General features: G+C 72.0%; 19 protein-coding genes and 1 pseudogene. 9 read left to right on the plus strand and 11 right to left on the minus strand.

Annotated features, from left to right (window positions below; translation table 11 throughout):
* A pseudogene (locus BAW75_RS23140) lies at positions 1 to 881 on the plus strand (tetratricopeptide repeat protein); the annotation flags it as partial.
* Positions 882 to 885: 4 nt separating this feature from the next.
* On the opposite strand, the gene BAW75_RS23145 reads toward BAW75_RS23140, so the two are convergent.
* Positions 886 to 2,286 (minus strand): sensor histidine kinase, encoded by a 1,401-nt coding sequence (locus tag BAW75_RS23145; protein ID WP_104114905.1) that lies wholly within the window; start codon positions 2,284 to 2,286, stop codon positions 886 to 888.
* Positions 2,283 to 2,939, minus strand: a complete 657-nt coding sequence (locus tag BAW75_RS23150; RefSeq protein ID WP_043325535.1) for a response regulator transcription factor — start codon at positions 2,937 to 2,939, stop codon at positions 2,283 to 2,285. The genes BAW75_RS23145 and BAW75_RS23150 overlap by 4 nt, the downstream gene beginning before the upstream one ends.
* A gap of 95 nt (positions 2,940 to 3,034) precedes the next feature.
* Here BAW75_RS23150 and BAW75_RS23155 point away from each other — a divergent pair, with 95 nt between their 5' ends.
* Together BAW75_RS23155 and BAW75_RS23160 are read left to right on the plus strand one after the other, a co-directional pair.
* Complete coding sequence (locus tag BAW75_RS23155; protein ID WP_104114906.1) at positions 3,035 to 4,153, plus strand: LolA family protein; 1,119 nt, start codon at positions 3,035 to 3,037, stop codon at positions 4,151 to 4,153.
* A 241-nt stretch (positions 4,154 to 4,394) separates the two neighbouring features.
* Positions 4,395 to 6,614 (plus strand): HelD family protein, encoded by a 2,220-nt coding sequence (locus BAW75_RS23160; RefSeq protein ID WP_244206234.1) that lies wholly within the window; start codon positions 4,395 to 4,397, stop codon positions 6,612 to 6,614.
* A 428-nt stretch (positions 6,615 to 7,042) separates the two neighbouring features.
* On the opposite strand, the gene BAW75_RS23165 is transcribed toward BAW75_RS23160, so the two are convergent.
* Positions 7,043 to 7,465, minus strand: coding sequence for a hypothetical protein (locus tag BAW75_RS23165; RefSeq protein WP_167435610.1), 423 nt, complete (start codon positions 7,463 to 7,465; stop codon positions 7,043 to 7,045).
* Positions 7,466 to 7,751: 286 nt separating this feature from the next.
* On the opposite strand from BAW75_RS23165, the gene BAW75_RS23175 reads away from it, so the two are divergent.
* Positions 7,752 to 8,126, plus strand: a complete 375-nt coding sequence (locus BAW75_RS23175) for a hypothetical protein (protein ID WP_043325541.1) — start codon at positions 7,752 to 7,754, stop codon at positions 8,124 to 8,126.
* A gap of 61 nt (positions 8,127 to 8,187) precedes the next feature.
* Here the strand turns inward: BAW75_RS23175 and BAW75_RS23180 are convergent, their stop codons facing one another.
* From BAW75_RS23180 to BAW75_RS23195, 4 genes are all read right to left on the minus strand, one after another.
* On the minus strand, positions 8,188 to 9,180 hold the full coding sequence (locus tag BAW75_RS23180; RefSeq protein WP_104114908.1) for a sporulation protein: 993 nt from the start codon (positions 9,178 to 9,180) through the stop codon (positions 8,188 to 8,190).
* A 100-nt stretch (positions 9,181 to 9,280) separates the two neighbouring features.
* Positions 9,281 to 10,000 (minus strand): hypothetical protein, encoded by a 720-nt coding sequence (locus BAW75_RS23185; RefSeq protein ID WP_104114909.1) that lies wholly within the window; start codon positions 9,998 to 10,000, stop codon positions 9,281 to 9,283.
* A 57-nt stretch (positions 10,001 to 10,057) separates the two neighbouring features.
* Positions 10,058 to 10,834, minus strand: coding sequence for a DeoR/GlpR family DNA-binding transcription regulator (locus BAW75_RS23190; protein WP_030501763.1), 777 nt, complete (start codon positions 10,832 to 10,834; stop codon positions 10,058 to 10,060).
* A gap of 35 nt (positions 10,835 to 10,869) precedes the next feature.
* A complete protein-coding gene (locus BAW75_RS23195) occupies positions 10,870 to 12,879 on the minus strand; it encodes a beta-galactosidase (protein ID WP_104114910.1) in 2,010 nt (669 codons plus the stop codon).
* Positions 12,880 to 13,122: 243 nt separating this feature from the next.
* On the opposite strand from BAW75_RS23195, the gene BAW75_RS23200 reads away from it, so the two are divergent.
* The 4 genes from BAW75_RS23200 to BAW75_RS23215 are packed head-to-tail and all read left to right on the plus strand — an operon-like array spanning position 13,123 to position 18,557.
* Positions 13,123 to 14,490: an ABC transporter substrate-binding protein gene (locus BAW75_RS23200; protein WP_223201189.1), complete on the plus strand. Its 1,368-nt coding sequence runs from the start codon at positions 13,123 to 13,125 to the stop codon at positions 14,488 to 14,490.
* A gap of 22 nt (positions 14,491 to 14,512) precedes the next feature.
* On the plus strand, positions 14,513 to 15,469 hold the full coding sequence (locus BAW75_RS23205) for a carbohydrate ABC transporter permease (protein WP_064447215.1): 957 nt from the start codon (positions 14,513 to 14,515) through the stop codon (positions 15,467 to 15,469).
* Positions 15,466 to 16,347, plus strand: a complete 882-nt coding sequence (locus BAW75_RS23210; protein ID WP_013284905.1) for a carbohydrate ABC transporter permease — start codon at positions 15,466 to 15,468, stop codon at positions 16,345 to 16,347. Before BAW75_RS23205 ends, BAW75_RS23210 begins: the two co-directional genes overlap by 4 nt.
* On the plus strand, positions 16,344 to 18,557 hold the full coding sequence (locus BAW75_RS23215; RefSeq protein WP_104114911.1) for an alpha-galactosidase: 2,214 nt from the start codon (positions 16,344 to 16,346) through the stop codon (positions 18,555 to 18,557). Before BAW75_RS23210 ends, BAW75_RS23215 begins: the two co-directional genes overlap by 4 nt.
* A gap of 67 nt (positions 18,558 to 18,624) precedes the next feature.
* Here the strand turns inward: BAW75_RS23215 and BAW75_RS23220 are convergent, their stop codons facing one another.
* The 4 genes from BAW75_RS23220 to BAW75_RS23230 all read right to left on the minus strand — a co-directional run bounded on the left by BAW75_RS23220 (position 18,625) and on the right by BAW75_RS23230 (position 21,363).
* Entirely contained in the window at positions 18,625 to 18,909 is a 285-nt protein-coding gene (locus BAW75_RS23220) for a hypothetical protein (protein WP_104114912.1), read from the minus strand.
* Positions 18,910 to 18,996: 87 nt separating this feature from the next.
* Positions 18,997 to 19,158, minus strand: a complete 162-nt coding sequence (locus BAW75_RS32420) for a hypothetical protein (RefSeq protein WP_167435611.1) — start codon at positions 19,156 to 19,158, stop codon at positions 18,997 to 18,999.
* Positions 19,159 to 19,273: 115 nt separating this feature from the next.
* Positions 19,274 to 19,840, minus strand: coding sequence for a hypothetical protein (locus tag BAW75_RS23225; protein ID WP_104114913.1), 567 nt, complete (start codon positions 19,838 to 19,840; stop codon positions 19,274 to 19,276).
* Positions 19,841 to 19,986: 146 nt separating this feature from the next.
* A complete protein-coding gene (locus BAW75_RS23230; protein ID WP_104114914.1) occupies positions 19,987 to 21,363 on the minus strand; it encodes a cellulase family glycosylhydrolase in 1,377 nt (458 codons plus the stop codon).
* Positions 21,364 to 21,656: 293 nt separating this feature from the next.
* Here BAW75_RS23230 and BAW75_RS23235 point away from each other — a divergent pair, with 293 nt between their 5' ends.
* Positions 21,657 to 22,619: a TIGR03557 family F420-dependent LLM class oxidoreductase gene (locus BAW75_RS23235; RefSeq protein WP_104114915.1), complete on the plus strand. Its 963-nt coding sequence runs from the start codon at positions 21,657 to 21,659 to the stop codon at positions 22,617 to 22,619.
* Positions 22,620 to 22,721: the final 102 nt, after the last annotated feature.

Genomic DNA, 22,721 nt, shown 5'->3' on the forward strand with positions numbered 1-22,721 from the left:
CGCCCGCTCCACCACCGCCGCCCGCCCGGACCACGCCGGTGGTGCCCGCCGCGCGGGTCCCCCCGCAGGACGAAGGGCCGCACGACCTGCCGCCGTACAGCCCGCCCGCGCTGGACGAGCCGGTCGAGACGCCGCTCTACCACCCGCCCGGCCGGGCCGCCGAGACCGCGCACGTGCCGACGCCGCGTACCGCGCCCGACGCCGACGCCGACGCGCTCGACGACTACCCGTGGCCGCCCGACGAGCCGGCCGAGCCGCTGTGGCGCCCCGGCGCGGACCCGCTGCCGCCCACTGTGGTCGGGCTCACCGGCGACGAGCCGGACGGCGTACGCCGGGTGCCGCCGGCCCCGCCCGAGCCGCCGTCGCGCTACCTGCCGGTGCACGTGCCCCGGCCACCGGCCGCCGAGCGGCGCACGCTGCCCTGGCTGCCGCTCGTGGTGCTCGGCGTGGTGGTGGCGCTGCTGCTGGGCACCATCGCGGTGATCGCCGGGGTGTCCCGGGTGGACGACCGCCGCGACACCCCGCCCCCGGCCACCGGGGCGCCGCCGTCCAGCGCGCCGCCCACCTCCGCCGGTCCCGCGCCGTCCACTCCCGCCGCCGCCAAGCCCGGTACCCCGCCCGGCAGCTTCACGCTCACGGACCGCCGCGACAGCATCGTGCTGAGCTGGACGTACCCGCCGGGCGCGGAAGGACCGGTGGTGGTCGCCGGCGGCCGTGCCGGGCAGCCGCAGGGCACGTTCGCCACGCTGCCCGCCGGGTCGGCCGACTACATCGCCTACGGGCTCGACCGCACCACCGACTACTGCTTCACCGTCGCGCTCGTCTGGTCCACCGACACCGTCGCCCGCACCGGCCCGGTCTGCACCAAGCGCCGCCGCTGACCGTTCACTCCGGGTCCGGCTCGGCCAGCGCGGGCAGCCGTACCGTCGCCCGCAGCCCCGGCGCGGCGGCGCCCGGCGTCGCGTCGGCCAGCTCCACCGCGCCGCCGGCCCGGCGCACCAGCTCACGCACGATCGCCAGGCCCAGGCCCGCGCCGCCCGCGTCGCGGGCCCGCGCGTCGTCCAGCCGGGTGAACCGGGCGAACACCCGCTCCCGGTCCGCCGCCGGGACGCCCGGCCCGTCGTCGGTCACCGTGACCAGGTGGTACGCCCCGTCCGGCCCGCTCACGGCCAGCTCCACGCCGGTACGCGCGTGCCGCAGCGCGTTGTCCACCAGGTTCACCAGCACCCGGCGCAACTCCCCCGCGTCCCCCTCGACCCACAGCGGCCCGTCCGGAAGCGTCAGCCGCAGCGGCGGCGACGGGTAGCGGGCTGCCACCGCGCGCAGCAGCTCGCCCAGCTCCACCGGGCCCACCGGCGCCGGGCGGGCGTCCTGCTCGTCCAGGCGGGCCAGCAGCAGCAGGTCGTCCACCAGGCGGCTCAGCCGCTCGGTGTCGGCGAGCAGGTCGTCGGCGACCGCCGACCAGTCGGTGTCGTCGCCGAGACGCCGCGCCACCTCCAGCTCGGTACGCATGTTCGTCAGCGGGCTGCGCAACTCGTGCGCGGCGTCGGCGACGAACGCCCGCTGCCGATCCCGGGACGCGGCCAGCCGGTCCAGCATGTCGTTGAGCGTGACCGCGAGCCGGTGGATCTCGTCCTGCCCGGCCGGTACCGGGAGCCGCTCCGCCCCGGCCCGCCCGGTGATCTCGGCCGCGCCGCTGCGCAACTGCTCGACCGGTCGCAGCGTCGCGCCCACCACCCGCCAGGCCACCACGCCCAGCCCGGCCACCAGCAGCGGGAAGCCCACCAGCAGCAGGTTGCGGACCACGCGCAGGCTGTGCCGCACGTCGGTGAGCGACTTGGCGACCAGCACCGTACGCGGCTCCTGCGGCGTGCCGGCCGGCACCGTGACCACCCGGACCGGGCCGGGCATGCCGGCGCGCCGCCCGTCCACCACCAGCCGCTGCCGCTGCCCGGGCCGCAGCTCGTCCGGGCCGAGCATCGGCACCAGGCGGTCCGCGTCGATCGAGGCGGCCCGGATCCGGCCCTGGACGTCGACCACCTGCACCCGCAACTGCCCGCCGGCCACCGGCAGCGGGTCCGGCAGCGCGTCCTCGGCGGTGAGCAGCGCCACCGCGTCGGCGGTACGCAGCGCCTCCTCGTCGACCGAGCGCTGCAGCGTCCAGCCCAGCGCGCCGACCAGCAGCGTCCCGCCGAACGCGAACCCGACCGCCAGCCCCAGCACACCGAGCGCGAGCAGCCGGGCCCGCAGGCCGAGGCGCGGCAGCGGCCCGCGTACCCAGCTCACGTGGCCAGCCGGTAGCCCGCGCCGCGTACCGTCTCCAGCCGTTCCCGGCCGATCTTGCGGCGCAGGTAGCCGACGTAGACCTCCACCGCGTTCGGGGCGGTGTCGACCGAGGCGTCCCAGACGTGGTCCAGCAGCTCGGTCTTGGAGACCACCTCGCCGGGGCGGCGCATCAGATAGTCCAGCAGCGCGTACTCGCGACTGGTCAGCACCACCTCGGCGTCGGCCCGGGTGACCCGGCGGCGGGCCGGATCGAGGCGCAGGTCGCCGACGGTGAGCACGGTCGGCCGGCGGGGCGCGCCGCGACGCAGCAGCGCCCGCAGCCGGGCCAGCAGCACCACGTACGAGAAGGGCTTGGTCAGGTAGTCGTCGGCGCCGCAGTCCAGGCCGTCGGCCTGGTCGTACTCGCCGTCCTTGGCCGACAGCATCAGCACCGGCAGCCAGCGCTGCTCGGCGCGCAGCCGGCGCACCACCTCGTAACCGGACAGGCCGGGCAGCATCACGTCGAGGATCATCGCGTCGTACTCGCCGTGCCGGGCCGCGTCCAGCCCGGCCGGGCCGGTCGCCGCCACGTCCACCGCGAAACCCTCCGCCGACAGCCCACGGCGCAGCGCCGCCGCGAGCCGCGTCTCGTCCTCCACCACCAGCAACCGCACCGGTCCAGGGTGCCACCATGGGGTCACCCGTAGGGGATCTCCTCAGCGTGGTCACAGCGACGCTCGCGCAGCATGGTGCGCAGGAGGTGCACACTATGTCAGTGATGAAGAACCGCGCCGTGCTGCGCTGGCTGGTCCCGGTGACCGCGGGGGTCGCCGTGATCGGCGGTAGCGCCGCCGTCGGCACGTTCGCCGCCGGCGCCGACCCGGCGCTGCCGCCGCGCAGCGCCGCCCAGCTCCTGGAAGACCTGCGCACGTCCCGCCTGGACGGGCTCTCCGGCACCGTGGTGCAGCCCGGCGACCTCGGCCTGCCGCCGATCGCCGCGCTCGCCGGCCGGGCCGCCGGCAACGACCTGGCCGGCCTGGTCTCCGGTACGCACACGCTGCGCGTCTGGTACGGCGGCGAGGATCGGCAGCGGCTCGCGCTGGTCGACACGCTCGGCGAGCAGGACATCCTGCGCAACGGCCGCGACGTGTGGACCTGGAACAGCCGGGAGAACACCGCCACGCACCGGCTGCTGCCGGCCGACGCGCCGGACCGGGCCACCGTGCCGACCACCCCGGCCGACGCCGCGGACCGGGCGCTGGAGGCGATCGACCCGACCACGGCGGTCACCGTCGGCCGCACCGCCACAGTGGCCGGGCGGGACGCGTACGAGCTGGTGCTCACGCCGCGCGACAAGGCGTCCCTGGTCCACCAGGTCCGGATCGCGCTGGACGCGAAGGAGCACGTGCCGCTGCGTCTGCAGGTGCTCGCCGACGGGCAGGACGAGCCCGCGTTCCAGGTGGCGTTCACCCAGGTCGACTTCCGCACGCCCGAGGCCGACCAGTTCCGGTTCAACCCGCCGCCCGGCGTGAAGGTCACCGAGGCGACCGAGGGCGAGCGGCCCGGACCGGCGGGCAAGCGGTTCGAGAGGTTCGAGAAGAAGGACGCCGAGAAGCCGGATGTGCGTACCGTCGGCACCGGCTGGACCACCGTGGTGGTCGCCAAGATCGGCGATGCGGCGGCCGGCGACGGCGCGAAGCCCGGCGCGGACGCGCCGGATGCCCAGATGCTCACGCAGGTGCTCGGTGACCTGCCGAAGGTCAGCGGCGACTGGGGCAGCGGCCGGCTGCTCAGCGGCAAGCTGTTCAGCGTGCTGCTGACCGACGACGGCCGGGTGATCGCCGGTCTGGTCACGCCGGAGCGGCTCTACCAGGCGGCCAAGGGCTGAGAATCGCCGTGCCCGGGGCCCGGTCGGCTGACGTCGACCGGGCCCCGAGTCGTGTCCGGGCTTGGTCGGGTGGCGGCCGACGCGCTATCTTTCTCAGTTCAGGCACAAAAAAGGAATGGCTTCTGAATGCCATTCCTGCGGCAATTTTAGTCAATGAGGAGCCGGATTGTCAACGCACTCCGACGTGTCGGCTGACCTGCGCCAGGACGACGAGATCGGCCGTGAGCAGGAATACGTCTCGATGCTGTACGACCGGCTGGACGGCATGCGGGAACAGGCCGCCCGGCGGCTCGACGAGGAGTTGCGCCACACCGGCGGCACGCAGCAGGCCCGCTCCCAGCGCGACTCGACAGTGGCGATGTACGCCGACCAGGTCGAGCAGTTCTCCGCCGTGGAGAGCGGCCTCTGCTTCGGCCGCCTCGACGGCGATGTCGGCGCGGTCCGCTACATCGGCCGGATCGGGATCTTCGACTCCTCCGGCGACTACGACCCGCTGCTGATGGACTGGCGCGCCCCGGCCGCCCGGCCGTTCTACCTGGCCACCGCCGCCAACCCGCAGGGCGTACGCCGCCGCCGTCACCTGCGCACCCGCGACCGGAAGGTGACCGGGCTCAACGACGAGGTGCTGGACATCGCCGCCGCCTCCCCCACCGCCCACGAGGAGCTGACCGGCGAGGCGTCACTGCTCGCCGCGCTCAACGCCGGGCGCACCGGCCGGATGCGCGACATCGTCGAGACCATCCAGGCGGAGCAGGACCGGATCATCCGCGCCGACCTGCCCGGCGTGATGGTGGTGCAGGGCGGCCCGGGCACCGGCAAGACCGCGGTGGCGCTGCACCGGGCCGCGTACCTGCTCTACACCCACCGCCAGCAGCTCTCCACCCGCGGTGTGCTGCTGGTCGGCCCGAACGCCACGTTCCTGCGCTACATCTCCCAGGTGCTGCCCACGCTGGCCGAGACCGGCGTGCTGCTGCGTACCCAGGCAGACCTGTTCCCCGGCGTGCACGCGCGCCGCGCGGAGCCCGCCACCACCGCGGCGCTGAAAGGCCGCGCGGTGCTGGCCGACGTGCTCGCCGCGGCGGTCCGCGACCGGCAGTGGGTGCCCGACGAGCCGGTCACCATCGAACTGCCGCAGCGGGAGGTGCTGACGCTCGACCCGGACACCGTGCGGCAGGCCCGCGACCGGGTACGCCGCACCGGCCGCCCGCACAACCTGGCCCGCGCCCTGTTCGACGTGGAGATCGTGCACGCGCTCGCCGACCAGGTGGCCGAGCGGATCGGCGCCGACCCGCTCGGCGGGGAGAACCTGCTCTCCGAGGCCGACCGCGCGGAGATCCGCCGCGAGCTGCGCGAGGAGCCGGAGATCCGGGCCGCGCTGGACGAGCTGTGGCCGGTGCTCACCCCGCAACGCCTGCTCGCCGACCTGTACGCCTCGCCGGAGCGGATCGCCACCGCAGCGCCGATGCTCACCGACGCCGAACGGGCCGCGCTGCACCGCGAGCCCGGCGGCTGGACGCCCGCCGACGTACCGCTGCTGGACGAGGCCGCCGAACTGCTCGGCGAGGACGAACGCGCCGCCGTCGCCCGCCGGGAGCGGATCCGGGCGCTGGAACGCGAGTACGCCGAGGGCGTGCTGGAGATCTGGCGCGGCTCCCGCTCCATCGACGTCGAGGACGAGGCAGACGGCGGCGAGATCCTCGGCGTCACCGCCCGGACCGACGCCGACCGGCTCTCCGAACGGCAGGAGGAGTCCGACCGGCTCACCACCGCCCAGCGCGCCGCCGCCGACCGGACGTGGGCGTTCGGGCACGTCATCGTGGACGAGGCGCAGGAGCTGTCGCCGATGGCGTGGCGGCTGCTGATGCGCCGCTGCCCCAGCCGGTCCATGACGATCGTCGGCGACGTGGCGCAGACCGGCGCGCTCGCCGGCACGCCGTCGTGGGGCGAGGCGCTCGCCCCGTACGTGGCGGACCGGTGGCGGCTGGAGGAACTCACGGTCAGCTACCGCACCCCGGCCGAGATCATGGCGGTCGCCGCCGACGTGCTCGCCGAGATCGACAGGGCGCTGCGGCCACCCCGCTCGGTACGCGCCACCGGCGTACCGCCGTGGGACCGGACCGTGCCGGCGGACCGCCTCGTGGTCGAACTGGTCGAGGCGACCGCCCGGGAGGCCGCGTCGCTCGGCGACGGGCGGCTCGGCGTGCTGGTGCCCACCGGGCGGGTGGACGAGCTGGGCGGCGCGGTGGTGGCGGCGCTGCCGGAGGCCGCCTTCGGCGAGCAGCCCGAGCTGGCGAACCGGATCGTGGTGCTGACCACCGAACAGGCCAAGGGTCTGGAGTTCGACTCGGTGCTGGTGGTCGACCCGGCCCGCATCGTGTCCGAGTCCCCGAGGGGCCACAGTGACCTCTACGTGGCCCTGACAAGAGCCACCCAGCGCCTGGGCATCCTCCGCACCCCCTGACCCTCTCCCCCGGCCTCTGCCTCCGCCTCCGCCCTGTTGATCATGAAGTTGGCGGCCTTGTCGATCTCCAAGTCGGCCGCCAACTTCATGATCGGCCGGGCCGAGCACGTGCTTCCTCACGTCCCGCCGCGCCCCTCTCACCCTCGCTCCGCTCCGCTCCACTCCGCGATCATGGAGTTGCGGCCCCGGAAAACTCCACCAAACGGACAATCTTGGGGGCGGAAGTGCAAGATCGACGAGTGCCGGCTTTGAGGGGCGGGGCGTGTCCGGGCGGCCTGTTCGCGCCAGTTCGCCGGAGTGGCGGGGCGGGCACCAGATCGGGGAAGTTGCCACATCATGGCCGTGCTGACTGCGCCACTTCGGCGAAGTGGCGGGTGCGCGAGGGCGGGGCGGCCGGAGGCCGTCCCGCCCTCGCCGTGCTGCCTCGGTCAGCCCGGATTGGGACGATTGTTGGTGAAGTTGCCCACCTGCGCGCCGGTAGCCGAATTGTCGCTCGTGGAGCCACCGGCCGGGGTGCTCAGGCCACCCGTACCCGCGTCCCCGGTCGTCATCGGGGCCACCTTGCCCGGGTGCTTCTCGGGCTGCCGGGCCAACCGGCGCACACTGGCCGGGCCGGCCGTGCCACCGGTCGTGGTCACCGCGCCCTGACCCCGGGTCGGTCCGCCGTCGCGCAGCACCGTCGGGTCGACGGGTACGTCCGCCGGGTCGTCCGGGTCGAGTTCCTGCCGCATCCGTTCCACGTCGGTCTGCGGCACGGTGATCTCGTCCAGCGCGCCGTCGCCGTACACGCCGCCGGCGACCCGCTGCTCGGCCCGCCGGGCGGCGTCCTGCCGCATGTCGTCCTCACGCACGTCAACCACCTCGCAGCTCTCTCGGGGTATCGGTGTTGCGTGCCCGAGGGTGGGTGGCTGAAACCGGAACCGGCGGCGGGAGGACCGGTGTGCGCCCTCGTGTCCGGTTCCGGCTGAGAGGCCGAGCGTGGTGGCCATTCGACGGCGACCGGCGGTTACCTTGTCTCCGGCCTCGGGTAGACCCAGGGTGCCCCCGCCACAGAGCGCGAACCGCGCCGTGGCCGACCTGCGGTAGCGGGGCGAGGGTGTGCAGGTTAACGACTCATCAAATCCTGAGGAGGACCAGATGAGCACGCAGGCTGCATCCACCAGGCCGATGAACCGGCCGATGTCCGACGTCCAGAACCGGTCGAGCATGCAGGACACGTCGACCCGGCACATGCCGTCGATGCACGACGGTCACCGGGAGAACATGCCGTCCCCGGGTACGGAGACGAAGCAGGCGTTCCTGACCACCGAGTTCTGGGTGTACGCCGCAGCGGTCGCGCTCGTGGTGATCGCCGCGTTCTGGAAGGGCACCACCGCCAACGGCCTGAACATCAACAACCCGAACCAGGCCTGGTGGTACCTGACCGCGCTGACCGGCGCGTACCTGGTCAGCCGTGGCCTGTCGAAGGCGGGCAGCGCGCGCCGCTCCGGCAAGGAGCGCCGCGGACGTTGATCCGACGCCGCGCGAACGGCGACGCCCCCGGGATCCGTCCCGGGGGCGTCGTCGCGTCTGCTCACTCCTCGCCGAAGTCCCCGAAGTCGTCGCCGCCGCCGTCGAAGGCGTCGTCGAGCATCTCGCCGGCGATCATGCCGCCGGCGACGCCCAGCGCGGCGCCCGCGATGACGCCGCCCATGCCCGGGCCGCGCCGCCCGTGGCCGGCGTAGCCGTGGTGACCCGGGTAGCCGTGGCCGCCGTGGTGCGGCATGCCGAAGCCCTGGGCGCGCATGCTGCCGTAGCGGCCGGTGGTCTCCCGCAGCCAGCCGTCGACGACCTGCACCCAGTCGGTACGGGCGGCGTCGGTGTGCGGGACCGAGTAGCGGCCGATCACGTCGTGCCCGGGGCTGAGGAAGCCGCCCCGCTTGTCGCACTCCAGGATCACCTCGACGCCCTGCGGGCTGGTCACGAACGTCAGCTCGACCTCGGTGACGGTCTGCGCGTACTGCGGCGCGGCGAAGAACTCGATCTCCTGGTAGAACGGCAGCGTCTGCGGCACGCCGTAGATGTGCCCGCGCTCCAGGTCGGCGTGCTTGAACCGGAAACCGAGCGCCTGGAACGCCTCCAGGATGCGCTCGTGGACCGGCAGCGGGTGCACCGACACCTGGTCCAGGTCGGACTTGTCGACGGCGCGGGCCACCGCCAGCTCGGTACGCAGGCCCATGGTCATGCCGTGCAGGCGCTGACCGTAGACGTCGGTGATCGGGGTCTCCCACGGCACCGGCATCTGGAACGGGATCGACAGTTGCTGCTTCGGCGCCAGATCGAACGCGCCGCTGACGGGCAGCCGGTGGAACTCCATGACGCCCGCGTACTCGTGGTTGCCGCTCTCGATCTCGACGCGGGTGACCAGGCCGAGGTTGATCTGCTCGATCCGCGCCGGGCTGTCGCCGCCGACCAGGTTGACGTGACCGTCCAGGGTCAGCCCGGGCCGGGTGTTCGGGTTGGTGAGCACCGTGTCGACGCTCGGACCGCCCACGCCGAACGCGCTCAACATCTTCTTGAAGACCATCGGTCACTCCCGCTGAACTGCATTCCGACATGGACCGTCGGACGCTTCGTCAGGGCACCCTAAATGCCGCGACTGAGAAGTGGCTGTGAGGCGCACCGGATCACAGGCCCTCCTCCTGGTGCTCGGTCTCCAGCGTCGGCGGGCTGTCGGCGTCGGGGGTGATACGGATCCGGCTGGTCTTGATCCGGTCGTCGAGTTTCGCGTAGCAGAACTGCGGCAGGGGTTTGCCGACCGGCACCAGCGCGACCTCCGGGAACTCGTCGCACCGCAGGTCGCTCCAGCGGTTGTCGCTCGTGTACTGGCGGTGGAACAGGGCGAGCAGCCCGTCCCGGGTGACCACCGTCCGCTCGGCGGTCGCCGTCCACTTGAAGAGCTGGGAGCCCGACGGTGTGGCGACGACCGTGTAGACCACGTCGAGTCCGGCGTACGTGACTGTGCAGTCGAACGTCGCCGCGTGTTCGCCGGTGAATCCCTTGTTGTCGCAGGAGCTCGTCATCGGCTTCAGCACACCGGCGGAGTCGAGCACGTTCTGCTCCAGCGTGTGCCGGATGCCCGGATCGGGTCGGCCGTAGAGGAGGTTGGGCTTGGGCCAGGTCGGTTTCGGCGACTCGGGCACCGCCGGTGACGTCACCGGGCGGCCGAGGCCCTCCCAGTCGTCCTGGTTGACCACGTTGGTGATGAGCTGACCGACGCCGCAGAGACCGCCGCAGACGAGCAGCGCGGCGAGCACGCCGAGCAGGATCTTCCGCCTGCCGGGTCTCGCCTGCTGCGGGCCTGCCGGCTGGGCTGGCGCCTCGGCGTACTGACGATCACCGTCCATGTTGTCTCCCCCGTCGGTCATGGCGAGGGCAGAGGGTAGCCGACGGCGGGCCGGCTGTCAGTCCGCCCGGACCACCACCAGTTCGCCGACCTGCTCGCCGAGTTGGCGTCGGGCCTCCGGCAACAGGCCGCTGTCGGTGATCAGCATGTCGGCCTCCTCCAGCGGCGCGATGGTGGCGATGCCGATCGTCTCCCACTTGGTGTGGTCGGCCAGCACCACCAGCCGCCGGGCGGAACCGATCAGCCGCCGGTTCACCGCCGCCTCCAGCAGGTTCGGCGTGGTGAACCCGGTACGCGGGCTCATCCCGTGCACGCCGAGGAAGAGCAGGTCGACGTTGAGCGCGGCTATCGCCGCCTCGGCGACCGGGCCGGTCAGCGCGTCCGACGGGGTACGGATGCCGCCGGTCAGCACGACTGTCTGATCGGCGCGGGGGTTCTGGTAGAGCGCGTCGGCCACCGGGATCGAGTTGGTGACCACAGTGATCCCGCGTACCTCGGCCAGCCGCGCGGCCAGCGCGGCGGTGGTGGTGCCGGCGGACAGCGCCACCGCCATCCCCGGCTCGACCAGGCCGGCGGCCCGCTCCACGATGGCCCGTTTCTCGGCCTGCTGCCGGACCGACTTGGCGGCGAAGCCGGGCTCCTCGGTGGAGCCGGGACCGGCGAGCGTCGCGCCGCCGTGCACCTTGTCGATCAGGCCGCGTTCGGCCAGCACCTCCAGGTCGCGGCGGATCGTCATATCGGACACCCCGAAGCGGCTAACCAGGTGACTGACCCGGACGCCGCCACTCTGGCGGATCAACTCCAGGATGGCGCTCTGCCGTTGCTGGGCGAGCATGTGGACCTCCATCGGCGCGAACGGCAGGGTTGCGGTCAGGCGCTCACGGGCGCCGGCGCGGGCTCCTCGCGGACCACCGCCACCTCCCCCGCCGGCACCTCCAGCTCGCCGTCGCAGCGGGCGCCGCCGAGCAGCTCGACGCCGGTGACCGGCAACCGTACCGGCTCGGTGGTGTGGTTGATCAGGAACAGCCAGCTCCGGTCCTCCGCGCGGCGGCGGACCACCTCCACCCCGGTCGGCGCGCTCACCGGCGGCCGGACGCCGGCCTCGGCCAGCAACCGGGCCACCAGCCGGTCGGTGGCCTCGTCGTCGAGCCGGGTGCCGACGTACCAGGCCGCGCCCGCGCCGACGGCGTTGCGGGTCAGCGCCGGCACGCCGGGCAGGGGCCCGTCGGCGTACTCGGCCAGCACCTCCGCGCCGTCGGCGTGCAGCCACTCGGTCCACACGTCGGCGCGGGCGCCGTCGTCGAGGCGTACCGTCTCGCCGGCCCGCAGCGGGAAGAACTCCTCGACGTGTACGCCGAGCAGGTCGCGGTACGCGCCGGGGTAGCCGCCGAGCCGGATGTGGTCGTGCTCGTCGACGATGCCGCTGAAGTAGGTGACCACAGCGGTGCCGCCGGCCTCCACGAACCGGCGCAGCGCGTCGGCGTCGGCGTCGCGGACGAGGTAGAGCGTGGGCACCACGACGAGCCGGTAGCGGGACAGGTCGGCCGAGGGGTGCACCACGTCGGCGGTGATCCCGGCCCGCCAGAGCGCGGCGTGCAGCGCGGACAACCGGTCGGTGTAGGTGACGTCGACGCTCGGGTGGGAGTCGAGTTCGGCGCCCCACCACGCCTCGTAGTCGAAGAGGATGGCCACGTCGGCGTCGACACGGCTGCCGCGTACCTCGGCGAGCGCGCGCAGGTCGGCGCCGAGCCGGCAGACCTCGCGGAACACCTTGGTGTCCGGGCCGGCGTGCGGCACCAGCGCGGAGTGGAACTTCTCCGCGCCGGCCCGGGAGGCCCGCCACTGGAAGAACAGCACGCCGTCGGCGCCGCGCGCGACGTGGGCGAGGCTGTTGCGGCGCATCTGACCGGGTGTCTTGGCCACGTTGCGGGGCTGCCAGTTGACGGCGCTGGTGGAGTGCTCCATCAGCAGCCAGGGCGCGCCGCCCGCCACGCCCCGGGTGTGGTCGGCCGCGAGCGCCAGGTTGACCTGTGGCTGCGGGTCGGCGGCGGTGAGGTAGTGGTCGTTGGCGACCACGTCCACGTCGGCGGCCCAGGAGTGGTAGTCCAGGTACTTGATGCCGGTGCCGATCATGAAGTTCGTGGTGACCGGCTGCGGGACGAGCCGGTTCAGCAGTTCCCGCTCGGCGCGCAGCTGGGCGCGCTGCTCGTCGGAGGAGAACCGCAGGAAGTCCAGCTGCTGGGTCGGGTTGGCGAACGTCGGCGCGGTACGCGGCGGGTTGATCTCGGCCCAGTCGTGGTAGCGCTGGCTCCAGAACGCGGTGCCCCAGGCGGCGTTGAGCGAGTCCAGGTCGCCGTAGCGCTCGCGCAGCCAGCCGCGGAACGCCTCGGCGCTGACGTCGCAGTAGCAGTGCACGTTGTGGCAGCCGAGTTCGTTGGAGACGTGCCAGAGCACGACGGCGGGGTGGCGCCCGTACCGCCGGGCGACCGCCTCGACCAGGGCGAGCGAGTGGTCCCGGAACACCGGCGAGCTGGGGCAGTACGCCTGCCGGCCGCCGGGCCAGAGCACCGTGCCGTCGGCGCGGCGGGGCAGCGTCTCCGGGTGCCGGTGCGCCAGCCACGGTGGCGGGCTGGCGGTGGCGGTGGCCAGGTCGACGCTGATGCCGCCGTCGTGCAGCAGGTCGATCGCCCGGTCCAGCCAGTCGAAGACGTACCGACCGGGGGTGGGCTCCAGCAGGGCCCAGGAGAAGATGCCGACCGAGACCAGATTGACCCCGGCCCGTCGCATGAGTTCGACGTCCTCGGTCCACGTCTGCTCGGGCCACTGCTCCGGGTTGTAGTCAGCGCCGTACCAGATGCCCTCGCCGTGCCAGTTCCGCATGACAGCAGAGGTTGCCCCCCGAACAGCACCCAAGTCAACACTTTCCAACATCGACTGAAGTTCCAACGTTTACCGGCTCTTTGCCCCGCCTAACCGCCGACGGCGTCGCCTTTTTGCCCTCTTGACAGCGCCGCGCCAAGGGGTAGCTTCAAGCGCCACCGGCTGTTTGTGTTCGGACGTGTGGATTCTCGGTGGATCTACCGCGACCGACACGACACCGCTCACCGCCAACGATCACGGTCCATGAGCGCAGCGCACCTCTTCCACGCAGGAGGCACCATGTCCCGTCCCCGCTCGCAAGCCGAATACCTCGCCCGGCTCGTACCCCCGTCCGTCGCCGGCCTGAACCGGCGCTCGCTGCTCGCCGGCGCGGCCGGCGCGGGAGCGCTGCTCGGCACCGGCCTGCTCGCCGGCTGCGGCGACTCCGACTCCGGATCCGGCGGTGACGCCAAGAGCGTCTCGGTCGGCTCGAACCAGTCGGACCCGAAGCCCAAGGACGTCGTCGCGAAGGTGATGGACGGCTTCAAGACGTCCTCCGGGGTGACGGTCAACATCAACACGGTCGACCACAACACGTTCCAGGAGAACATCAACAACTACCTGCAGGGCAAGCCGGACGACGTGTTCACCTGGTTCGCCGGCTACCGGATGCGGTTCTTCGCCGCAAAGGGCCTGGCCGGTGACCTCAGCGACGTGTGGGGCAAGCTCGACGGCTACTCCGACGCGTTCAAGAAGGCGTCCACCGGCGACGACGGCAAGCAGTACTTCGTGCCCGCGTCGTACTACCCGTGGGCCGTCTTCTACCGCAAGTCGGTGTGGCAGCAGCGCGGCTACGAGGTGCCCAAGACGCTGGACGACCTGAACACGCTCGGCGCGCAGATGAAGAAGGATGGGCTGAACCCGATCGCGTTCGCCGACAAGGACGGCTGGCCGGCGATGGGCACGTTCGACATCCTCAACCTGCGGATCAACGGCTACCAGTTCCACATCGACCTGATGGCCGGCAAGGAGGCGTGGACCTCCGACAAGGTGAAGAAGGTCTTCGACACCTGGGCCGGGCTGCTCCCCCTGCACCAGCCGGACTCGCTCGGCCGCACCTGGCAGGAGGCCGCGCAGTCGCTGCAGCAGAAGAAGAGCGGCATGTACCTGCTCGGCCTGTTCGTCGGCCAGCAGTTCAGCGGCGCCGACCTGGAGGACCTGGACTTCTTCACGTTCCCCGAGATCGACTCCACCATCGGCGCGAAGGCCCTGGACGCCCCGATCGACGGCTACATGATGGCCCGCAAGCCGAAGTCCAAGGACGCCGCGCAGAAGCTGCTGACGTACCTGGGCTCGAAGGAGGCAGCGGACATCACGGTGAAGAACGACCCGAGCACGCTCGTCGCCAACAGCGGCGCGGACACCGGTGCCTACACCGCGCTGCAGAAGAAGGCCGCCGAGCTGGTCGGCTCCGCCACCGAGATCGCCCAGTTCCTCGACCGCGACACCCGGCCGGACTTCGCCTCCACCGTGATGATCCCGGCGTTGCAGCAGTTCATCAAGGACCCGAAGGACATCGGCGGGCTGCTCACCAGCATCGAGAACCAGAAGAAGTCGATCTTCACCAGCTGACGGCGGAAGGGGGAAGGACATCATGTCCGACCTGCCCCTGATCCAAGCGGATCGCGCCGTGCCGCCGCCGGCCGCGACCACCAGCAACGGTGGTCGCGGTCGCCGGCTACGGCTCCTGTCCCGCACCGACCGCGTGGTCATCACGCTCATGGTGCTGGTACCCCTGCTGCTCGTCGCCGGCCTGGTCTGGCTGCCCGCGGTGGCGACGGTGCTGCTCTCCGGCACGAACTGGGACGGCATCGGCCCGGTCTCCGAGATCGAGTGGGTCGGCCTCAAGAACTACGACGACGTGGTGAACATCTACCCGCCGTTCGTCCCCGCGGTGCAGAACAACCTGCTCTGGCTGGCCGCGCTGTTCGTGGTGGCCACCCCGTTCGGCATGTTCCTCGCCGTGCTGCTGGACAAGGAGATTCGCGGCAGCCGCTTCTACCAGACCGCGCTCTACCTGCCGGTGGTGCTGTCGCTGGCGCTCATCGGCTTCGTCTGGCAGCTCATCTACAGCCGCGACCAGGGGCTGCTCAACGGCGTGTTCGGCGGCGAGACCGACTGGTACGGCGACCCGAACGTCAACATCTGGGCCGTGCTGGTCGCGGCCGGCTGGCGGCACGTCGGCTACATCATGCTGCTCTACCTGGCCGGCCTCAAGGGCGTCGACCCGTCCCTGCGGGAGGCCGCCGCGGTCGACGGCTCCTCGGAGACCAGCACGTTCTTCCGGGTCGTCTTCCCGGTGATGCGCCCCATCAACATCATCGTGCTGGTGGTGACGGTGATCGAGTCGCTGCGCGCGTTCGACCTGGTCTGGGTCATCAACAAGGGCCGCAACGGGCTGGAGCTGATCTCCGCGCTGGTCACCCAGAACGTGGTCGGCGAGGCCAGCCGGATCGGCTTCGGCTCCGCGCTGGCGACGATCATGCTGGCCGTCTCGCTCGTCTTCATCACCATCTACCTCTGGACCGTGATGCGGGAGGACAAGCGATGACCGCCGTCTCCGCCGGCCGCCGCCGACCCGTGCGGCCCGCCCGGGTCGTCCTGCACCTCTTCCTGGGTACGGTCGCAGTGGGCTGGCTGTTCCCGATCCTGTGGGCCGTGCTCACCTCGTTCCGCTCCTACGAGTACACCGCCGCCAACGGCTACGTGTCGCTCGGCGGCTGGACCGTCGACAACTACGTCACCGCCTGGCGCACCGCCGAGTTCGGCAAGCACTTCCTCAACTCGGCGTACATCACGGTCCCGGCGGTGCTGCTCACGCTCTTCCTCGCCTCGTGCGTGGCGTTCGTGATCGCCCGGTTCAGCTGGAAGCTCAACATCGCGCTGCTCGGCCTGTTCACCGCGGCGAACCTGCTGCCGCAGCAGGCCCTGCTCATCCCGCTGTTCCGGATGTTCACCGAGATCCCGCTGCCGGCCTGGATGAGCGACTCGGAGCTGCTGTACGACAGCTACTGGGGACTGATCCTGGTCAACGTTGCGTTCCAGTGCGGCTTCTGCGTGTTCGTGCTCAGCAACTACATGAAGGCGCTGCCGCACGAGCTGTACGAGGCGGCGATGGTCGACGGGGCGAACGTGTGGCGGCAGTACTGGCAGGTGACGATGCCGCTGTGCCGGCCGGCGCTCGCCGCGCTCGCCACGCTCGAGGTCACCTGGATCTACAACGAGTTCTTCTGGGCCACAGTGCTCATGCGGACCGGCGACAAGTTCCCGGTCACCAGCTCGCTGAACAACCTGCGCGGCGAGTTCTTCACCGACAACAACCTGGTCTCGGCCGGCTCGGTGCTGGTCGCGATCCCCACCCTGGTGATCTTCTTCCTGCTGCAGAAGCAGTTCGTCCGGGGTCTGACGCTGGGAGCCTCCAAGGGATGACGATCGTCCACCTGCGCCGCGCGCGGACCAGCCTGGTGCTCGACGCACGCGGCCCGGGACTGCCCCGGGTCGTGCACTGGGGCGCCGACCTCGGCCCGCTGCCCGACGAGGACCTGCCCGCGCTCGTCGACGCCACGGTTCCGCCGGTGGTGCCGAGCAGCTTCGACGCGCCCACTGTGCTGTCGCTGCTGCCCGAGGCGAGCGCCGGGTGGAGCGGGCGGGCCGGTCGCGCCGGTCACCGCGACGGCCGGGACTGGTCCACCGCGTTCCGCCTCACCGGCCTCGACGTGCACGACGAGCCCGCAGCGCCGTCGCCCGACCTGTTAGGAGGGGCCCCTTTACATGCACCAGGCGTTAACAAGGGGCCCTTCCTTTCCTCCGGGCGGGTGGTGGTGCGGGCGGCGGACCCGGGCGCCGGGCTGAGCCTGACCGTCGAGATCACGTTGGACCCGGCGGGCGTGCTCACGCTGCGGCACCGGCTGCGCAACGACGGCGACGGCCGGTACGAGCTGCGGGAACTGACGCCCGTGCTGCCGGTGCCGGCGGTCGCCACCGAACTGCTCGACCTGACCGGACGGTGGTGCCGGGAACGCGCGCCGCAGCGGCACCCGTGGCCGATGGGCGCGTGGGTGCGCGAGGGGCGGCACGGCCGCACCGGCCACGACGCCACGCTGCTGCTGGTCGCGGGCACCGCCGGGTTCGGCTTCCGGCACGGCGAGGTGTGGGCGGTGCACACCGCGTGGAGCGGCGACCACGTCACCGCCGCCGAGCGCCGCCCGACAGGTGAGTCCACGCTCGGCGGCGGTGAGCTGCTGGCGCCCGGCGAAGTGGTGCTCGGGCCGGGCGAGGAGTACGCCACTCCCCTGCTCTACGCGGCCCACTCCACCGACGGGCTGGACGGGCTCAGCGAGGCGCTGCACACGCACCTGCGGGCCCGCCCGTCGCACCCGCGCACACCGCGGCCGGTGACGCTGAACGTGTGGGAGGCGGTCTACTTCGACCACGACCTGGACCGGCTGCGGGCGCTCGCCGACGCGGCCGCCGAGGTCGGCGTGGAACGCTTCGTGCTCGACGACGGCTGGTTCCGGGGCCGGCGGCACGACCAGGCCGGGCTCGGTGACTGGTGGGTCGACGGCGAGGTCTGGCCGGACGGGTTGCAGCCGCTGATCGACCACGTACGCGGGCACGGCATGCAGTTCGGGCTCTGGGTGGAGCCGGAGATGGTCAACCCCGACTCCGACCTGTTCCGCGCCCACCCGGACTGGGTGCTCCAGGCGCCGGACCGACTGCCGCCACCGTGGCGGCATCAGCAGGTGCTCGACCTGGCCAACCCGGACGCGTACGCGTACCTGCTCGAACGGCTCGACGCGGTGCTGAGCGAGCACGACGGGATCGCGTACCTGAAGTGGGACCACAACCGCGACCTCACCGAGGCCGGGCACGCCGGACGGCCCGGCGTGCACGCGCAGACCCTCGAGGTCTACCGGCTGCTGGACGAGCTGCGCGCCCGGCACCCGGGCGTCGAGATCGAGAGCTGCTCGTCCGGCGGCGCCCGGGTCGACCTGGAGATCCTGCGCCGCACCGACCGGGTCTGGGCCAGTGACTGCAACGACGCGCTGGAACGGCTGTCCATCCAGCGCTGGACCGGCCTGCTGCTGCCGCCGGAACTGATCGGCACGCACATCGGGCCGCAGCGCTCGCACACCACGCACCGCGTGCACGACCTGGGTTTCCGGGCGGTCACCGCGCTGTTCGGCCACCACGGCATCGAGTGGGACATCACCGCGATCGACGCGACCGAGCGGGCCGAGCTCGCCGCCTGGGTGGCGCTGCACAAGCGGCTGCGCCCGCTGCTGCACGGCGGCCGGGTGGTCCGGGTCGACCACCCGGACCCGGCCGTGCAGGCCCACGGCGTGGTCGCCCACGACCGCGACCACGCGGTGTACGCGGTCAGCCGGGTCGCCACCTCGGCGGCGCAGGTGCCGGGCGTGGTGCGGCTGCCCGGGCTGGACCCGGCCCGGCGCTACCGGGTCCGTCCGCCCGCCGAGGCGCCGGAGCCGGCGATGCTGGAGCTGTCCCCGCCAGGCTGGCTGGCCTGGCCGGGCGACGGCATCACGGTGACCGGTTCGGTGCTGGGCACGGTCGGCGTTCAGCTCCCCGCCCTGCACCCCGAACAGGCCCTCCTCCTGGAGGTCACCGTCGTTGGCTGAGAGACGCCGGCAGCGGTGACCGGCCCGTTCAAACGCGGGAGCCTAGGCGCCCGGGACGTTCGTGGGGTCACCGGCGCCGCCGCGGGACGCGGGTCGAGGTGGCCGCAACCCCACCGACCAATGGATGGGTCACGGCGGCCGGGCCGGACTCGCCAGTCGAGCGCCACAGTTCGTGGAGCGTGGGCCACCAGTCGGGGTGGCTCTCCACCACCTCGACCAGGACGGGGCTCTGCTCCAGCATGTGCGCGGGCCACCGGTGCCAGGAGTGGGCGAATCGGAAGTCGGGCAGCAGCCCGGCCACCTGCAGCTCGCACTCCAGCACGTCCGCGAGTAGCTCCGCGAGGGTGATCACAACGGACCGGTCGGTGTCAGTCGGCGCGGAGGGCTTCCGGTCGAAGAAGTATGCGCGAAGCGGCGGATTCTCCAACAGGCGGTCGTGCTAGGCGCGAGACAAATTGTTCACTTCCATCAACGCGGTGGCCGAGCCGATGCCGTTGTTGATGCGGCTCTGTTTCGCCACCTCCCGCGTCTGCACGGCGGAGAAGCACAACGACAGCGCGACCAGCATCAGACTGACGAAGCCCAGAATCGTTTCCCACATGTCCCCCGCCCTTCAAGGAGTACGACTCCCCTCACGCTAAGCGGACAGCGCAACACCCTGAGTCACCAACTTCCGGCCGCGTTCCTCCCGACGGCAATCAGCGGTCCGGCCGTCCTCAGGCGGCGGCGCGACGGACGGCGTCCCGCAGGGCCAGGGCCACTGCGGCGAACAGAGCCGCGCCGCACCCCACACCGGAGATCAGGCCGACGGTGCCGGCGCCCGCGCCGAGCGCGTGGACGACGAACCCGGCCAGGCCGAGCGCGGCCATCACGGCGCCTAGCCAGCGGTAGAGCGGCATCCACCAGACGTGGGCGAGGCCGAAGAAGTGCACGCCGACGACCACCGCGACCCAGGCGACGGCCACGGCGGGGCGGTCCAGCACGTTGTTGATCACGGACAGGCCACCGAGGAGCGCGACCGCCTCCAGCGCCACCACCAGCCAGTAGCGGCGGTCCATGAATCCGGCGGCCTCCCGCTGCGGGGCGGACGTCTCCCGACCGGCCACCCGGAACAGCGTGACCAGGAGCAGCACGGCCACCAGCAGGCCGGCGACGCGCAGCACCAGCGGCCAGGGCGCGTCCAGACCGCCGCTGTTGACCAGCACGAACACGGTGCCGAACGAGATGGCCACGAGCGAGCCGATCACCAGCCCCGACGGTCGCCCCCTGGTCCCCGCGCTCATGACGTCGCCTCCATTGCCTCGCTCGCGCCTCGACCCGCGACCAAGGGCGTGGCGTCTGCACCCGCGCCCGGACGCAGCACAAACCCCTTGATTACTAGGTCGCAGAGCGGTGGCCGGGCCCGCGCGGGACCCGGCCACCCGGTGAGTCAGCTCGCGGTGCAGGTCACCGCGGGGGTGGAATTCGTGCCCTGCCAGCTGCCGATGAAGCCGAACGTGGTGCTCGCGCCCGCGCCGAGGCGGCCGTTGTAGTCGACGTTGCGGGCGGTGTACGCCGACCCGCTGTTGCTGACGCTCGCGTTCCACGCCTGGGTGACGGACTGGCCGTTGGCGTACGTCCAGCGCACCGTCCAGCCGGTGATCGCGGCCGCTCCGGCGGTCACCTTGACCTCGCCCTGGAAGCCGCCCTGCCACGAGTTCGCGACGGTGTAGGTGGCGGTGCAGCCACCGGACGGCGGGGGCGTGGTGGGCGGCGGCGGGGTCGGCCTGGTCGTCGGGCTCACGGTGGGGCTGACCGTCGGGCTGGCGGTCGGGGTGGTGCTCGCGTACACCGACGCCTCACGGGAGGTGGCGGCGATGCCGTTGGCGCCGTTGAAGATGCGCTGCCCCCAGCTGGTGAGCTGGGCCGGGTTGAACGACGTGGTCATGTCCAGGTACTCCACGCCGCCGCCGTTGCCGCTCCACGACCAGCCGAGGTAGCCGATGCCGTTGGCCTGGGCGTACGCCATGATGGCGTCCTCGTCCGGGTTGCCGTCGGAGTGGTTGAACCCGAACTCGCCGACCACGATGGGCAGCCCGGCGGTACGGAAGCGGCCCAGGTAGTCGCTGATCTCGGCGGCGGTGTCGAACACGCCGTACATGTGGATGGAGAAGACGGTGTTGCGCTGCGGATCGGCGGCGAACACGGTGCCGGCGTTGTCGCGCATGGTGAACGACCAGTCCTGGCCCCAGTTCGGCGCGTCCACCATGATCGTGTGGGTCAGGCCGGCGGCGCGCAGCCGCTTGATCGCGTTCGACGTGTCGGTGGTCCAGGCGCTGTAGCCCTGGTTGCCGAACGGCTCGTTGCCGATGTTGACGATGACGTACCTCTCCTGGCCCTTGAGCACGTCGGCGATGCTCAGCCAGTAGTCGGTGGCCTTGGCCAGCGTGGTGGCGGCGCCGTCCTCGCCGTACCCGGTGGTGTCGTGCACCTCCAGCACGCAGATCATCCGGTTGCCCTTGCACAGGGAGATCACGTTGGCCACGTCGGCGGCGCTGTTCTTCGTCCAGCGGTCGCCGCTGGACAGCACCACCCGGACGGTGTTCGCGCCGAGCGCCTTGATGTTGGCGAACGAGCTGGTCTGCTGCGGGTACCAGGTGTGCGCGTGGTTGACGCCACGCATGACGAACTCGACACCGTTGGCGTCGTAGAGACGCCCGTTGGAGACGGAGAAGCCGGTGGCCGCCTGGGCCGGCTGCCCGAGGGCGAAGACGGCGGCGAGGGCCGTCAGCAGGGCGGCGCCCGCGACGGAGAGCAGTTTCTTCATGGCTGTCCTCAGGGGAAGGATCCCCCGTGCCCGAGCGGGGGTGCGGTGACGGTGAGAGGGTGGTGGCGACTGAGCCCGGTAGCCGCCGCCCGGTTCCCGAACGGACGCAGGCATCAGCGTAGGACGATGGAAGGCGTGAGGCAACCGGTTAAGCAGGATCGGCCGGGAGGCGACACCGCTTGACGCACTGTATGAGCTGAACCGGTTAAGCGACGAATGCGAAAGCGGACAGCAGGGTTGACCCGCGCCGGGCGGGGTATCCGGGGACGATCCGCCCGGGAAGGAGACGTGCCATGGTCAACGTCGGTTACACCCTCATGTGCGAGCAGGCCGGCCCGAAGGAACTCATCGACCACGCCGTACGCGCCGAGGCCGCCGGCTTCGACCACCTGGTCATGTCCGACCACTACTACCCCTGGCTGGAGTCCCAGGGCCACTCCCCGTACGCCTGGTCGGTGCTCGGCGCGGTCGCGCACGCCACCAGCCGGGCCGAGCTGATGTCGTTCGTGACCTGCCCGATCCGGCGGTACCACCCGGCCGTGGTGGCGCAGAAGGCCAGCACCATCGGGGTGCTCTCGGACGGCCGCTTCACGCTGGGCCTCGGCGCCGGGGAGAACCTCAACGAGCACGTGGTGGGCGGATGGCCGCACGTGCAGCAGCGGCACGAGATGTTCGAGGAGGCGTTGCAGATCATCCGGCCGCTGCTCAACGGCGAGACGCTGACGTTCTCCGGCAACCACTTCGACGTGCCCGACGCGTACGTCTGGGACCGCCCGGACCGGCCGGTGCCGATGGCGGTGGCCGCGTCCGGGCGACAGTCGGCCACGCTCGCCGCCGAGTACGCCGACGCGATGATCGCCACCGACCCGCTGTCGCACCTGATCGACATGTACGAGGAGGCCGGTGGCGCGGGCCGCCCCCGCTACGGGCAGGTCGCCATCTGCTACGGCCCGGACGAGGACGAGTGCCGCAAGATCGTGCACGACCAGTTCCGCTGGTTCGGCCTGGGCTGGAAGGTCAACGCCGACCTGCCCGGCCCGGAGTCGTTCGAGGCGGCCACCCGGTTCGTCCGGGAGGAGGACGTGGCCGAGGGCATCTCCTGCGGCCCGGACACCGACCGGCACGTCGAGGCGTTCAAGAAGTTCGTCGAGGCGGGCTTCACCCACGTCGCGCTGGTCCAGGTGGGCGGCGACACCCAGCCGATGTTCCTCGACTGGGCCCAGGAGGAGCTGCTGCCCCGGCTGCGGGAGCTGTGACCGCTGAGGAGTTGACGCCATGCGTATCGGGAACACCGAGATCCGGCCCGCCGGGGGCGGGCTCGGCTGCCTGCTGATGATCCTCTTCTCGATCGTCGCCTC

The sequence above is a fragment of the Micromonospora chalcea genome (assembly GCF_002926165.1).
In the GTDB taxonomy this organism is placed as follows: Bacteria; Actinomycetota; Actinomycetes; order Mycobacteriales; family Micromonosporaceae; genus Micromonospora; species Micromonospora chalcea.

Bases quoted from the DNA above. Each gene is read 5' to 3' on its own strand.
- BAW75_RS23155 (WP_104114906.1), top strand. From the start codon at position 3,035: ATGTCAGTGATGAAGAACCGCGCCGTGCTGCGCTGGCTGGTCCCGGTG.
- BAW75_RS23160 (WP_244206234.1), top strand. From the start codon at position 4,395: ATGCTGTACGACCGGCTGGACGGCATGCGGGAACAGGCCGCCCGGCGG.
- BAW75_RS23175 (WP_043325541.1), top strand. From the start codon at position 7,752: ATGAGCACGCAGGCTGCATCCACCAGGCCGATGAACCGGCCGATGTCC.
- BAW75_RS23180 (WP_104114908.1), bottom strand. From the start codon at position 9,180: ATGGTCTTCAAGAAGATGTTGAGCGCGTTCGGCGTGGGCGGTCCGAGC.
- BAW75_RS23185 (WP_104114909.1), bottom strand. From the start codon at position 10,000: ATGGACGGTGATCGTCAGTACGCCGAGGCGCCAGCCCAGCCGGCAGGC.
- BAW75_RS23190 (WP_030501763.1), bottom strand. From the start codon at position 10,834: ATGCTCGCCCAGCAACGGCAGAGCGCCATCCTGGAGTTGATCCGCCAG.
- BAW75_RS23195 (WP_104114910.1), bottom strand. From the start codon at position 12,879: ATGCGGAACTGGCACGGCGAGGGCATCTGGTACGGCGCTGACTACAAC.
- BAW75_RS23200 (WP_223201189.1), top strand. From the start codon at position 13,123: ATGAGCGCAGCGCACCTCTTCCACGCAGGAGGCACCATGTCCCGTCCC.
- BAW75_RS23205 (WP_064447215.1), top strand. From the start codon at position 14,513: ATGTCCGACCTGCCCCTGATCCAAGCGGATCGCGCCGTGCCGCCGCCG.
- BAW75_RS23210 (WP_013284905.1), top strand. From the start codon at position 15,466: ATGACCGCCGTCTCCGCCGGCCGCCGCCGACCCGTGCGGCCCGCCCGG.
- BAW75_RS23215 (WP_104114911.1), top strand. From the start codon at position 16,344: ATGACGATCGTCCACCTGCGCCGCGCGCGGACCAGCCTGGTGCTCGAC.
- BAW75_RS32420 (WP_167435611.1), bottom strand. From the start codon at position 19,158: ATGTGGGAAACGATTCTGGGCTTCGTCAGTCTGATGCTGGTCGCGCTG.
- BAW75_RS23225 (WP_104114913.1), bottom strand. From the start codon at position 19,840: ATGAGCGCGGGGACCAGGGGGCGACCGTCGGGGCTGGTGATCGGCTCG.
- BAW75_RS23230 (WP_104114914.1), bottom strand. From the start codon at position 21,363: ATGAAGAAACTGCTCTCCGTCGCGGGCGCCGCCCTGCTGACGGCCCTC.
- BAW75_RS23235 (WP_104114915.1), top strand. From the start codon at position 21,657: ATGGTCAACGTCGGTTACACCCTCATGTGCGAGCAGGCCGGCCCGAAG.